The sequence below is a fragment of the Variovorax sp. dw_954 genome (assembly GCF_018449755.1).
Taxonomy (GTDB): Bacteria; Pseudomonadota; Gammaproteobacteria; order Burkholderiales; family Burkholderiaceae_C; genus Variovorax.
Genome location: NZ_JAAVVD010000019.1, coordinates 55,640 through 68,905, shown reverse-complemented (window position 1 = coordinate 68,905; position 13,266 = coordinate 55,640). Strand labels below are relative to the sequence as shown.

Sequence of the window (13,266 nt, the reverse complement as noted above, 5' to 3'; positions counted from 1 at the left end):
CCCGGGTCAGGTGCGCGCTACTCGCCCGTCGAATTGGCCGCGATCCATTCCCCGTAAGGCACGTAAACGTGCTCGAACGGGATCGCGTGAATGGCTGGCAGTTCGTAGCCGTGCAATGCCCTGATCGCGGCTTCGACGGCGGCATAGCGCTCGCTCGTAGTCTTGAAGAGGACGCGGGACTCTTCCTCGTTCTGCACCGCGCCACTCCAGGTGCTTACAGCGCCCGCGAGATCACCTCTTTCATGATCTCGTTCGTGCCGCCATAGATGCGCTGCACCCGCGCATCGGCATACATGCGCGCCACCATGTACTCGCTCATGAAGCCGTAGCCGCCGAACAGTTGCAAGCACTCGTCGACCACGCGGCCCTGCGTCTCCGAGCCCCAGAGCTTGGCCATCGACGCGGTGGCGGTATCGAGCTTGCCGGCCACGAGGTCTTCCACGCAACGGTCGATGAAGGCTCGGCCCACCTTGATCTGCGTTGCGATCTCCGCCAGCTTGAACTTGGTGTTCTGGAAGTCGGCGATCGGCTTGTCGAAGGCCTTGCGGTCCCGCACGTAGTCGAGGGTGGCCTCGTAGGCGCCTTCCATCGTGGCCAGCGCGCTCACGCCGATGATGGTGCGCTCGTACGGCAGGTCGGACATCAGCTGGAAGAAGCCCTGCCCTTCCTGCCCGCCCAGCAGGTTGGCCGCCGGCACGCGCACGTTGTCGAAGAACAGTTCCGAGGTGTCCTGCGCCTTCATGCCGATCTTGTCGAGCACGCGGCCGACGCGAAAGCCCTTGCAGCCTTCGGTCTCGACGATGAGGATCGAGGTGCCCTTGGCGCCCTGCTTGGGATCGGTCTTGACGACCACCAGCACCACGCCGGCCAGGAAGCCGTTGGTGATGAAGGTCTTGGAGCCGTTGATGACGTAGTCGTCGCCGTCCCGCTCGGCGCGCGTGCGCACGCCCTGCAGGTCGGAGCCCGCGCCCGGCTCGGTCATGGCGATGGCGCCGACCAGTTCGCCGCGCGCCATGCGCGGCAGGTACTCGCGCTTCTGCGCCTCGGTGCCGTGGTTGAGGAAGTAGTGCGCGACGATGGCATGGACCGACGTGGCCATGCCGCTGAGTCCCCGGCGCGCGGCTTCCTCGTAGAACACGGCCTCATGGCGGAAGTCACCGCCACCGCCGCCATATTCCTCGGGGATGTCGGCGCAAATCAGGCCGATTTCGCCGGCCTTGCGCCAGATGGCATGGCCCACATGGCCGTTCTTGCGCGCCTCCTCGTCGTGCGGGACCATTTCGGTCTCGATGAAGCGCACCACGTTGTCGCGGTAGAGCTCCAGGTCTTCATCGCTCCAGGAGCGGCGGAAATCGATGGGCATTTGGTGTCTCCTGTAATTGCTCTTCAGCCGACGCGTTTTTCGCGTCCGGCCCAGAACGGTTCGCGCAACTGGAACTTCTGCAGCTTGCCCGCCGCAGACAACGGCAACGCATCGCGGAACTCCACGCTGCGCGGGCACTTGTAGCTGGCGATCTGGTCGCGGCAGTGCGCAATGATGGCATCGGCGTCGATCTCCGCGCCCTCGCGCCTGACGATCACCGCATGCACGCGCTCGCCCCACTTGTCGTCCGGCACGCCGATCACCGCGGACATCAGCACCTGCGGCATCTGCGCGATCGCGTTCTCGACCTCGGCCGAATAGACGTTCTCGCCGCCGCTCACGATCATGTCCTTCATGCGGTCGACTACGAACAGGAAGCCGTGTTCGTCCATGTACCCGCCGTCGCCGGTGTGCATCCAGCCGCCGCGCAGCGCGGCCTCGGTCTCCTGCGGCTTGTTCCAGTAGCCCTTCATCACGGTCGGCCCGCGCGCGCAGATTTCGCCGACCTGGCCCAGCGGCACTTCGTTGTCGTTGTCGTCGACGATGCGGATCTCCGCCGCGGGCACGGGCGTGCCGGCCGAGCGCAGGAGGCGGTTGCGGTCCGGCCCGGGCAGGTGGCTGTGCGGCATCAGGATGGCCACGGTGGGCGACAGCTCGGTCATGCCGTAGGCCTGGGCGAAGGAGCTCTGCGGCAGGGCGCGCATGGCCTGTTCGAGGAGCGCGACGTCGATCGGCGCCGCGCCGTAGAACATCATCTTCAGGCTCGACAAGTCGAACTCGGCAAAGCGCGGATGCTCGATCACGCGCTTGATCATCGTCGGCACCAGGAACAGCTCGGTGGCGCGCGCGGTCTGGATGGCCTGCAGGATCGCGACCTCGTCGAACATCGGCAGCACATGCTGCGGCACCAGGCGCAGCATGCTCTGCACCGACAGGCCGCATCCGGCCACATGGAACATCGGCACGCCGATCACGGTGGCGGCGCCGCGGGCATCGCGCGGCACCGCGGCGATGGAACTCAGGCCGTTGGTGTAGATGTTGCCGTGCGTGAGCATCACGCCCTTGGGCCGGCCGGTGGTGCCGCCGGTGTACATGACGGCGGCGAGTTCCTCGGCATCGTGCGGCGCATCGTCGATGGGCGTGGCAGCGGCCAGCAGCGCCTCGTAGCCCAGCATGCCCTCGGGCGCCGGGCCGTCGCCGCAATGGATCACCGTGTGCAACGAGGTCGAGAGCTTGCGCAGTTCGGCCGCCATCGGCGCGAACAGGTCGTCGACCAGCAGGATGCGCGTGTCGCAGTCGTCCAGCGAATAGGCGACCTCCTTCGGGTTCCAGCGGATGTTGACCGGGTTGATGACGCCGCCGCCCCACCAGGTGCCGAAGAAGTATTCGACGAAGCGGTGCGAGTTGAGGCTCATCATGCCGACGCGGTCGCCGCTGCCCATGCCGAGCTTCTGCAAGGCGGCGCCCAGGCGCGCCACGCGATCGGTGAACTCGCCAAAGTCGAGGCGGCGATCACCGCAGACCACGGCGGTGTCGCGCGGCTTCTCGCGGCGGCCCTTGTGCAGGGGCAAGGTGAGGCTCATGTACATGCGGGTCGACTCCTTCGGTGGCTTGGTTCGAGCGGCTGATTCGGTGGGCTGATTCGATCGGGTGGCTACGCAGCCGCGCCCCAGCGGCGCAGCACGGCAGTGGCGTCCTCGCGAGGCAGGCCATCGGGCTGGTCGGGCGCGGTGCGGCTGAAGCGCGGCGCAGGCGCTGGCTGCACCACGCCGCCGACGTTCACGAAGGTGCCGCGTGCCACGTTGTGCGGATGCGCGGGCGCCTCGTCCCAGTCGAGCACCGGCGCGAAGCAGGCATCCGTGCCTTCGAGCAGCGCGCACCATTCGTCGCGCGTGCGGGTGCGGAACACGTCGGCGAGCCGCAGCTTGAGAAGCGGCCAGCGTGCGCTGTCCATCTGGGCGTCGAAGGCCGGGTCGTCCGCGAGGCCGCAGCGGTCTCGCAGCAGCGCGTAGAACTGGGGCTCGATGGACCCGATGGACACGTGCTTGCCGTCGGCGCAGGCGTAGGTGTCGTAGAAGTGCGCGCCACCGTCGAGGAAGTTCTCGCCGCGGTTGTTGTTCCAGCGGCCCTCGGACTTGAAGCCATACATCATGGCCGACAGCAGCGCCGCGCCGTCGGTCATCGCGGCATCCACCACCTGGCCCTTGCCGGAGCGCTGCATCTCGTAGAGCGCGCCCATCACGCCGAAGGCCAGCAGCATCGCGCCGCCGCCAAAGTCGCCGACGTAGTTGAGCGGCGGCACGGGCGCCTCGCCGGGGCGGCCGATCGCATGCAGCGCGCCGCTGATCGCGATGTAATTGATGTCGTGGCCGGCCGCATGCGCCAGCGGCCCGTGCTGGCCCCAGCCGGTCATGCGGCCATAGACCAGGCGCGGGTTGCGCGCATGGCAGGCGTCGGGGCCGAGGCCCAGGCGCTCCATGACGCCGGGCCTGAAGCCTTCGATCAAGACATCCGCGCTCGCGATGGCATCGAGCATCGTCTGCGTCGCGCCGGCCGCGCGCAGGTCGAGCTGCAGCGTGCTACGGCCGCGCGCCAGGATGTCGTGCGGACTCGCGGGCGTGCCCGGCCGTTCGACCCGGATCACCTCCGCGCCCATGTCGGACAGCAGCATCGCGCAGAACGGCGCGGGGCCGAGGCCCGCCATCTCGATGACCCGAAGGCCTTGCAGTGGACCTGCCATGTCAGTCTCCCTTGGTTGTCAGTTTGAATGCAGCTTCGCGACACGCCGCAGGTGCCATGACGCGGGGCCGAACAATCCTTCGATGAGCGTGGCCCGGCGCACGTAGTGGCCGACGGCCAGCTCCTCCGTCATGCCCATGCCGCCGTGCAGTTGCACCGCGCCCTGCCCCACCGCCTTGCAGGCCTTGGCTGTCGCGACCTTGGCCGAGGACACGGCACGCGCACGCTGGCTCGCGTCGAGTTCGGCGTCGCCCAGGGCCTCCGCCACGCTGCTCGTGAGCGCCGCCGCCTGCTCCAGCGCCATGTGCATGTCGGCCAACCGGTGCTGCAGCACCTGGAAGCTCGCGATGGGCACGCCGAACTGCTTGCGCTGGCGCACGTAGTCGAGCGTGTCGTGCATCAATCGGCGCATGACGCCGGTGGCCTCGGCGCAGACGGCGAGCGTGGCCTCGTCGAGCGCCTGCTCGATGTGCGGCAATGCGCCGCCTTCGCTGCCGAGGAGCGCGTCCATCGGCAGTGCAACGCCGTCGAAGGCGATCTCGGCGGCGCGGTCGCCGTCGCGCGTGGCATAGGGGCGCATGCGGATGCCGGGGGTCTCGCGCGGCACCAGGAGCAGCGAAAGCCCACCCGCCTCGCCCGCGCCGCCGCTGCTGCGCGCACTGACGATGAAGTGGCTGGCCCACGGCGCCGCATGCACGACCGACTTGCGGCCATCGAGCCGGAAGCCATCGCCCTCGCGCACCAGCGTGGTCCGCACGTCGGCAGGGTCATGCCAGCCTTGCACTTCGGTGTGGCCAAAGGCAATGACGGCCTGGCCCGCAACGGCGCGCGCCAGCAGTGCATCGGCCCGGGCGCCCGCGTTGCGTTGCAGCAGGCCGGCGCCGATGACGATGGTCGAGAGATAGGGCTCGGCGGCCAATGCACCTCCGAGCGTTTCCATCATGGCGGCGTGCGCAGACATTCCGCCGCCGAGTCCGCCGTGCGCCTCCGGCAGCGCCACGCCGAGCAGGCCAAGCTCATGCGCGAGTCCTTGCCAGAACGGAGGCGGCGCCGTATGCGCCTGCGCCAGTGCTTGCAGCCGATGCGGCAGGCCGTGGCGGTCGTCGAGATAGCGCACGAGGCTGTCGCGCAGCATCGCGAGCGTGTCTTCTTGGTCGGTGGTCGTGGTCATGCGATCAGTGGGCCAGGAGGTGGGCGGCAATGATGTTGCGCTGGACTTCGTTGGTGCCCGCGTAGATGGAAGCGGCGCGGTCGTTGAGGTAGGCCGACATGGCGAACACGGCCTCTTCGGGCAGCGGCAGTTCACCCGCTTCGCAGTCGGCCATCGGCACGTCGATGGCGGCCTGCGGGCCGGCGATCTCGACCGCCAGTTCGGTGATGCGCTGGCGCAATTCGGAGCCGAGCACCTTGCCCATCGAGGGCCGGATCCCCGGCGGCTCGCCCCGCGCCTGCGCCCGCAGTTGCAGCAGTTCCGTCGCTTCGACCGCGTCGGTGGCGCACTCGATCTCGGCCAGGCGCAGCGCCATGTCGGACGCGGCCTGCGCCTGCCGCGCAAAGGCCGCAACGGCGGCGGCGCGCAACCGGCGCAGGCGCTCGCGCAGCATCGGCGTCCAGGCGCCGCCGCGCTCGTGCTGCAAGAGGTACTTGGCGACCGTCCAGCCCTGGTTCTCCTCGCCGAGCAGGCTGTCGGCGGGCACGCGCACGTCATCGAAGAACACCTGGTTCAACTCGTGGTCGCCCGAGATGCTGATGATCGGCCGCACCGTGATGCCCGGCGTCTGGAAGTCGAAGCAGAGGAAGCTGATGCCCTGCTGCGCCTTGCCGCCGGAGGTGGTGCGCACCAGGCAGAACATCTTGTTGGCGTACTGCGCATGCGTGGTCCAGATCTTGGTGCCGTTGATCACGTAGTGCTCACCGTCGCGCACCGCCTTGCATTGCAGCGACGCGAGGTCGGAGCCCGACTGCGGCTCCGAATAGCCCTGGCACCAGTAGTCGTCGCCCGAGCGGATCCCGGGCAGCCAGGCGCGCTTCTGCGCCTCGGTGCCGAAGGCGATGATCACCGGCGCGACCATGCCGGTGCCCATCGGCGCCACGCGCGGCGCGTCGGCCGCGGCCAGCTCGCTGGCGAAGATGTAGTGCTGCATCGGCGACCAGTCGGTGCCGCCATGCTCGACGGGCCACTTCGGCGCGCTCCAGCCACGGCGCGCAAGGATGCGGTGCCAGCGGATGCCGTCTTCGTAGTCGTTGAAGATGCCGGAGCAACGCCGGCCGGCCACGCGCAGCTCGGGCGTCAGTTCACGCGTGAGGAAATCGCGCACCTCGTCCCTGAACGCTGTCTCCGCAGGGCTGAGTTTCCATGCCATGTCGTCTTGTCTCTCATCGGGCAGAAGGCACGAGTGTGCCGGCTGGGGCCGCACGGCGGCATCGTCGGATCGGACGAACCTGCGTGCCTGCTCAGCGTCCGAGCAGGTTGCGCACCGGACGGAACGGGCGTTGCTGCTTATTGCCGGAAGCCTTGCCGGAAGCCGCGCCGCCGCCCGACGCCGCAGCGTCACAGACCGACGCGCCGCGCCACGTACGCAGCGCCGGCGCCAGCAAGGACCAGCCGCCCGTCGCCGCGGCAATGCCCAGGTCGGCCGCCTGCTTGGCCGCGCCAAGCGGGTTGATGCTGAGTTCCGGCGCCTGCAGCGGACCGGTGAGCAGCAGCAGTTCGACCATGTTGGCCGCCTTCAGGTCCAGCCCCTTCTTGGCCTGGGGCTGGAATGCCAGCCCGATGGTCTGCCGCGCCAGGTTGACCTGGCCGCTGGCCGAGACCGCGACCTGCGAAGTCTCCATGGCCATCGAACGATCGATCTTCGCCACGCCGTTGCGCAGCGGAAGCCGCGCCACCACGCACTGGAGCACCAGGTCCCGGTGCGGCACCGATTTGGGTAGCAGCGCTTCGAGGACGCGCGCGACGATGTTCTGGTCGAGCGAGCCGCCTGAGGTGCCAGCCAGCGCAACGCCGCTGACCCTGAGCAGCGCGTCGCCGGTGGCGGAGGCTGCGAGCTTCGCCGGGGTCTGGCCGGCCATCGAGACCTTGAGATCGAGGTTCGCCCGACCTCCCTTGAAATGCTTGCCGCCGCTGGAGGCCGCGGCTCCGAGCGCGTCGATGGAGACCGACCGAGCATCGACCTGCGCCTCCACCTGGGGCGCCGCGCCGTCACGTTGCGAGACCTTGAGGCGCGTGCGGACTGGCCCGTCCGCGAAAGTGAAATCCAGCCGGCTCACGTCGAGCAGGCCAGCGCTGTTGACCAGCCGCGCGTCGAGCGCGGAGAGGGGCGGCATGCCGGGCACTTCCAACCTCTCGATCCTGAGGGCGATCTCCGCATCGATCGACGGCAGGTCGTCGAAGGGCAAGGGCGCATCGCCGAACAATGGCTCGCGTCGCTGCGCGGGTGTCGAAGGCGCACGGGTCGGCGCGGCGCCCGCACGCAGCCGCGCAAGATCGATGGTCGCTGCCGCAATCGTCGCCTGCACGCGCAAGGGCTCGGCCTGCGCGTTCACGCTCCCTGTGAATTGCTGCCCGGCGATGGACAAGGTCATCGCCTCGGCCTGCCATTGCCTGGGTGCGAGGGTCGCGGTTGCGCTCGCCTCAACGGGCATCGGCAGGGCCGCGAGGGCCGCCGCGAAATGCGGCAGCGCCGCGCCCGAGGTGACGCGCAACGCCAGCTTGCCGTTGAACGTGTCCGCACTGGCGCCGTGGCCCAGCTTGCCTTTGGCGGAAAGCGATGCGCCCCCAGTGCTGAACTTCAACACGATCGGCCAATCGTCCGCGCCGTCGAGCAGGTTGTCGAGCAGCCCGGTGCGGCCTTCGATCTTCCAGGCCTGCTTGCCGCTGGTGATCGCTGCATCCAGCGCGTTTCCATCACCCTGCGCGGCCAGGCGGAAGGAATCGATGTCGAGCTGGCGCTTGGCACCGCCCTTGCCGCCGGGGTAGCGCAGCCGCGCATCGGTGACGGTGACATGGTCGAGCGCCAGCAAGGACGAGCCACCCTTCGGCGACGCTGCTGCCGGCGCGTGCGGTAGTTGCCAGTTGAAGCGGCCTTTCCCGTCGGATTCGAGTTCGAGGTCCAGCCCCTTCACCTCCACGCTCAGGATGCGCAACTCGCGATGCAGCAAGTCCTGCAGCGACAGCTCGAAGGCGACAAGTCCGGCATGGGCCATCTGCGGCGACGAGGCCCATTCCGCATTGGCCAGCGAGATGTCGCGCGCCTCGACGGCCAGCGTCGGCCACAGCCGGAACTTCAGGTCGCCTTCGATGCGCAGGGCGCGCCCGGTGGCTGCGCTGACGTGCTCCGCGAGCATGGCCGCAAGCCGGGCCGGCGGGAAGGCTTGCCGCAAGGCGACGAGCGCCCCGGCGACGAGCAACGCGGCGACCACCAGCAGGATGGCAGCAATGCGCAGGAAGCGCCGCACCGGGCCACGCGGCCGTGCGGCAGCCGTGGAGCTAGGCACGAAGCATCGCGTTCAACTGGTCGACCACTTCGGCCCACTCGGCGTCTTCGTTGATCTCTTCGCGCAGGAACTGCGCCTGGCTCGGTGACCAGAATGGCGCGTCGGCCAATCGAAGCTCCGCGGCAAGCGGCCGATGCTCGGCGACAAATCGCTCGATGTCCGCCGTGCTGGCGCTGGGCAGGCCGAGTTGCGCGAAGAGGGTCTCGAGGCTGTGAGGTGTCGTGTCCATGGTCCCGCACTGTAAGCACGGAACCTGGAAATGACAAAGGCTTTGGCAAGCCTCATCAGGCAATGCCGATCGAATACGCGGCGTCCAGCGTCGCATGGGAAGCATCGCCATCGCCACCAGCCGTTTCATCCGCCAGCCCGGAAGCGTCCGATGGTCGCCGTGGGTAGTGACTTCTACGATCCCCAGAACCCGTCCAGGACCGATGCCGCAACCCACGCGCCGGCCTGCCAACCCCAGGAGAAGCTCCCCATGCTCATGAAGAAGCCGCGCGCCGTTTCGCGCATTTGCGCCATCGCGCTCGCCATCACAGCCTTGTCGGCCCATGCCGAAACCGAATCGCCCAGCCGGCTCGCATCGCTCGACCCTGCCGCCACGGGCGCGCCCATTGCCGCGACCCCCACGCCGGGCGAAGCCAATGGGGCGCAACAAGTCCGCCTGCGCGTCGAGAAGGGCTACCTCAAGCCCGGCTACGAAAACCTTCGCGTGGTCCGCCGTGACCACACGATGAACAACGTCGCGGGCCAGGTCGCCTTGAACGTGGCGCTTTCATTGGTCACGCGATCGGTCGTCGTCACAGGAAGCGCTTTCTCCAAGGACGACCTCGCGGGCGAGACCCTGCAGGATCTCAAGGGCGATCCCGTCCTCGCCAACCCGGCCACGAGCGACCTGAGGGACGCCCTGGGCGATGTCGCCAGCGACATCTACCGCCGCCGCGTGGCGGCCGCGCGCGCCACCGCGCTGCAGGACGGTTCCACGCCGGAAGAAATCGCCGAGGCAAGCCGGATGCCGCAAGAGGCCGACACGCCCCTGTACCCCGGCCAATGGCACCTGGTCTACGAGAACCTCTCCGGCACGGACGAGATGTTCCGGCTGCGCTTCGGCGCGGAACTCGGCCGTCCGGGCTTCATGCGTCCGCCCTCCGGCTGCGCCTGGCAATCGGAGCCGATCGCCTGGACGGAATGGCAGGCCGACCACTGGCAACGACTGCGCGACGAGCGCGCCAAGGCCGTGGCAAGTTGCACCAAGGTGCTGGCAGGTACGCCCGAGAAGTTCTGGTGAAGCTTCGCAGGCCGAGCGCCGCCACAGTTGTGAACCGTCCGAAGAAGACTGCAACCAAAAGTTAGCCATTCCTGATAGCCTGCGGCTCTCTCCGGAGGGCTACGCATGCAGCAGGACATCACGGCGGCGCAAATGTTGGACGCGTTCAAGGAGGACGCACCCGGGCATCTCCCGGACACCCGTTGGGCGCACACCCATGGCCTGGGCGTCATGGGGCACTTCGTGGCCTCCGAGGTCGCCCGGGACTTCTGCAGCGCCGGGCACTTCCAGGGCCAGTCCGTTCCGGTCACCGCCCGCTTTTCCAACGGCTCCTCCGACCCCGAGCGCCACGACGAGCGGCCCGACACGCGCGGCCTCGCGGTCAAGTTCCATGTCAGCGACAGCATCGACCACGACCTGCTGTCGATGACGATGAACGTGTTCGGCGCCCGCACGCGGGAGGAATTCCTCGGCGTCTCCAAGGCCTTCGTGCCCAAGCCGGTGCAGGAGGAATCGTGGTTCCGCCGGACCATCCTGGACCCGCTGATGCTGCGCAATCCCTTGCCGCCGATGCCGCCCGGCGTCACGATTAGCGGCGGTCCGGGCCTGGCGCAGTACGCCGGCTCGCACGACTTCGCCCGCGCCTTCACCATCGAGGGCGGCCTGCTGCAGGTGCCGGTGAGTTGGGCCCGCACGGCCTACCACGCGGTCCACACCTTCATGGCCGTCGGCCCCGACGGCGTGCGGCGACCGGTGCGCTTTTCATGGCAGCCGATCGACGGTGTCTTCCCGGTCCCGGCCGATCAGCAGGCGAGCAAGGCCACCGACTTCCTGACCCCCGAGATGCGCGCGCGGCTCGCGAAGGCCCCCGCCCGCTTCACGCTCAAGATGGCGATCGGCGACCCGGGTGATGCCCTGGACGACCCCTCCATGACATGGCCGGTCACGCGCCAGACCGTCAGCATGGGCACGCTGTTCATCGAGCAATTCGCGCAGGACCGTGGCGTGGACGTGGACCGCCTCAGCTTCAATCCCATGCGCCTGCCGCCCGGCATCGAAGCCTCGGACGACCCGATCCTGCATGCCCGCGGCGAGATCTACCAGCTCGGCTGCAAGGAGCGCGGCGGCATCGGCTGCCCCTTGCATGCGGCCCGTGCCCTGAGCGCCGTTCGCGCCGCCGTCACGCCCAGCGCGGAGGTTTCAGAATGATCGACTTCTTCAAGCAACTGCTCGAACGCATCCTCATCCGCATCTGGTCCTGGCTGCAGCCCACCGCCGTCGCGCCCGGCGGCCCGCGCGACAGCCGGCAGGCGACCGACAACGTGATGCGCACCATGAACCTCGTGATGCCGCTCAAGAACAAGACCGCCATCGGCCGCGCGCAGGCCGCCATGGTGGTGGGCTCCTGCCTCGACGAGATCTACAGCGGCCTGGACAACGTGGGCACCGTGCACATGGCGCGCTTCTCCATCGTCGACAACAACCTGCTCATGTTCTCCTTCTACGACGGCGACTTCCATGCCTACATCCGGGACTTCATCATGACGCTGGGCAATGCCTTCGACGGGGTCGTCTCGCTGATCGAGGACCCGCCGCCGCTGCCCTGCTGGCAGCACGTCGATGCCTTCATCCAATGGGTGCACGAGCGCGACGCCTTCCAGTTGCCCGACGATCCGGGGCGCCTCGTCGAAGTCGTCGCTCCCAAGCTCGACAACCTGCAGGACCTGTCGCGCTACCTCGTGCTGCAGCTCGACAAGAACCCCAACGTGCAACTCGGCAGCTACCGCGCCTACCCGGGCTATTCGGTCGCGCAGGTGCGGCAGAAGCTGGGAGTGGGCTGGTGAGCGCGGTGCTGGCGAGCAACGCCCCAACCCGCGATGCGGGCGAGGCACGCGACCCCGGCGTCGACCTGTCCGACGTTCAGGGCAACATCCTGCGCGGCTACCGCAAGAAGCGGGTGCGGCACCTGACGGCACAAGTCATCGACGCGCGCGAGGCCCGCGCCTGGATCGCCGCCATCGTCGGGCCGGACCGCGCGCTCGCGCCCGAGATCACCGACGCCGCGCACTGGGGCAAGCAGCCGCCGGACGTGTGCTTCAACCTCGGCATCACCTTCACCGGCTTGCAGGCATTGGGCCTGCCCGATGCCACGACGTCGACCTTCCCCGAGGCCTACCGCGAAGGCATGGCCGCGCGCGCCACCAAGGTCGGCGACTGGGACAACTCCGCCCCGGCCTGCTGGCAACCGTGGTTCCAGTCTGCCGACGCGGTTCACTTCATCGTGAGCCTGCATGCCGACACGGCCGCGCTGCTCGACGACTTCGAGAAGTCCCTGGTGGCCGGCCTTGCAGGCCGCGCCTTCAAGGTCTGCGGCCGCAACGATGGCGCCTTCTTCAACGGCGACGAGGTGCACTTCGGCTACCGCGACAACATCTCGCAGCCGCGCTTCGCCAACATCAGCCCGCCCGGCAAGTACGACGCCCAGCCCACTGCGCCGCTCGGCACCGTGCTGCTGGGCTACCCCACCGCGCTCGAGCAACTGACCTGGACCTTGCCCGATCCGCCCGTACTGGGCCGCAACGGCGCCTTCAACGCCTTCCGCGTGCTGGAGCAGGACGTGGCCGCCTTCGAGAAGTACCTCGACGACGCGGCCGCGCAGTTGCTGGACAGTCCGCTGGCCGGCGAGCTGCTGCCGCCCGGGTACGACGGCGACGGCTCCCCGTCCGCGCGGCTGGCGGCCATGCGCGAGGTGGTCGCCGCCAAGATGCTGGGCCGCTGGCGCAACGGCACACCGCTGGCGCTGTCGCCGCGCACCCCCTCCCCGGACCAGCGGGTTTCCGACACCGACTACGACTACATCGACGACGCCGCCGGCCTGAAGTGCCCGATCGGCTCGCACACCCGCCGGGTCAATCCGCGCAACGCCCGGATCGTGCAGCGCGTGGCCAACCACACGCGTCGCCTGATACGTCGCGGCATCCCCTACGGCCCGCCCTACGACCCCGCGAATCCCGATGCCAACGACGGCGTCGAGCGCGGCCTGCTTGGCAGCTTCATCTGCGCCGACCTGTCCGCACAGTTCGAGGCCATCCAGTACGACTGGATCAACCTCGGGCTGCAAGACCCCCGCATCACCGGCTCCAACGATCCGATGCTGGGCGCCAACGAAGGGGATGCAGGCTGGTTCGACGTGCCGACGGCCAAGGGCACGATCCGTCTGCGCGGCGTGCCGCGCCTGGTGCGCACGCGCGGCGGCGCCTACACCTTCCTGCCCAGCATCAGTGCCCTTCGGTGGATCGGCTCGCAGAAGGTATGAATCTTTCTACTGCGGCCACCGATCTCGGGCCTGCGGTGCTCACTGCACGGGAGTGCAGTTCGCTCCTCAACCCGAACTCGGCGC

The 13,266-nt window shown here is 68.7% G+C and carries 11 protein-coding genes and 1 pseudogene; 4 read left to right on the top strand and 8 right to left on the bottom strand.

Annotated elements, in window-relative coordinates; all coding sequences use genetic code 11:
- Positions 1-17: 17 nt before the first annotated feature.
- The 8 genes and pseudogenes from cutA to HB681_RS25705 form a co-directional block, all read right to left on the bottom strand.
- Positions 18-200, bottom strand: a pseudogene (cutA, locus tag HB681_RS38360) (divalent cation tolerance protein CutA); the annotation flags it as partial.
- Between the two features lie 14 nt (positions 201-214).
- Positions 215-1,363: an acyl-CoA dehydrogenase family protein gene (locus HB681_RS38355; protein ID WP_213957711.1), complete on the bottom strand. Its 1,149-nt coding sequence runs from the start codon at positions 1,361-1,363 to the stop codon at positions 215-217.
- A 23-nt stretch (positions 1,364-1,386) separates the two neighbouring features.
- Positions 1,387-2,952: a long-chain-fatty-acid--CoA ligase gene (locus tag HB681_RS25730; RefSeq protein WP_213957710.1), complete on the bottom strand. Its 1,566-nt coding sequence runs from the start codon at positions 2,950-2,952 to the stop codon at positions 1,387-1,389.
- 65 nt (positions 2,953-3,017) lie between these two features.
- Positions 3,018-4,103, bottom strand: a complete 1,086-nt coding sequence (locus HB681_RS25725) for a CaiB/BaiF CoA-transferase family protein (protein WP_213957709.1) — start codon at positions 4,101-4,103, stop codon at positions 3,018-3,020.
- Between the two features lie 18 nt (positions 4,104-4,121).
- The gene (locus HB681_RS25720) at positions 4,122-5,273 is read right to left on the bottom strand and encodes an acyl-CoA dehydrogenase family protein (protein WP_213957708.1); all 1,152 of its coding nucleotides are present in this window, start codon (positions 5,271-5,273) and stop codon (positions 4,122-4,124) included.
- Between the two features lie 4 nt (positions 5,274-5,277).
- Entirely contained in the window at positions 5,278-6,465 is a 1,188-nt protein-coding gene (locus tag HB681_RS25715; protein WP_213957707.1) for an acyl-CoA dehydrogenase family protein, read from the bottom strand.
- Between the two features lie 91 nt (positions 6,466-6,556).
- On the bottom strand, positions 6,557-8,599 hold the full coding sequence (locus HB681_RS25710; RefSeq protein ID WP_213957706.1) for an AsmA family protein: 2,043 nt from the start codon (positions 8,597-8,599) through the stop codon (positions 6,557-6,559).
- On the bottom strand, positions 8,592-8,828 hold the full coding sequence (locus tag HB681_RS25705; RefSeq protein WP_213957705.1) for a DUF2789 domain-containing protein: 237 nt from the start codon (positions 8,826-8,828) through the stop codon (positions 8,592-8,594). The genes HB681_RS25710 and HB681_RS25705 overlap by 8 nt, the downstream gene beginning before the upstream one ends.
- Positions 8,829-9,077: 249 nt before the next feature.
- Between HB681_RS25705 and HB681_RS25700 the strand changes: the two genes are divergently transcribed.
- From HB681_RS25700 to HB681_RS25685, 4 genes are all read left to right on the top strand, one after another.
- Complete coding sequence (locus HB681_RS25700) at positions 9,078-9,887, top strand: hypothetical protein (protein ID WP_213957704.1); 810 nt, start codon at positions 9,078-9,080, stop codon at positions 9,885-9,887.
- Between the two features lie 105 nt (positions 9,888-9,992).
- Positions 9,993-11,075 (top strand): catalase, encoded by a 1,083-nt coding sequence (locus HB681_RS25695; RefSeq protein WP_213957703.1) that lies wholly within the window; start codon positions 9,993-9,995, stop codon positions 11,073-11,075.
- Positions 11,072-11,710: a hypothetical protein gene (locus HB681_RS25690; RefSeq protein WP_213957702.1), complete on the top strand. Its 639-nt coding sequence runs from the start codon at positions 11,072-11,074 to the stop codon at positions 11,708-11,710. The genes HB681_RS25695 and HB681_RS25690 overlap by 4 nt, the downstream gene beginning before the upstream one ends.
- Positions 11,707-13,182, top strand: coding sequence for a hypothetical protein (locus HB681_RS25685; protein ID WP_213957701.1), 1,476 nt, complete (start codon positions 11,707-11,709; stop codon positions 13,180-13,182). Before HB681_RS25690 ends, HB681_RS25685 begins: the two co-directional genes overlap by 4 nt.
- The last annotated feature ends 84 nt before the right edge of the window (positions 13,183-13,266 follow it).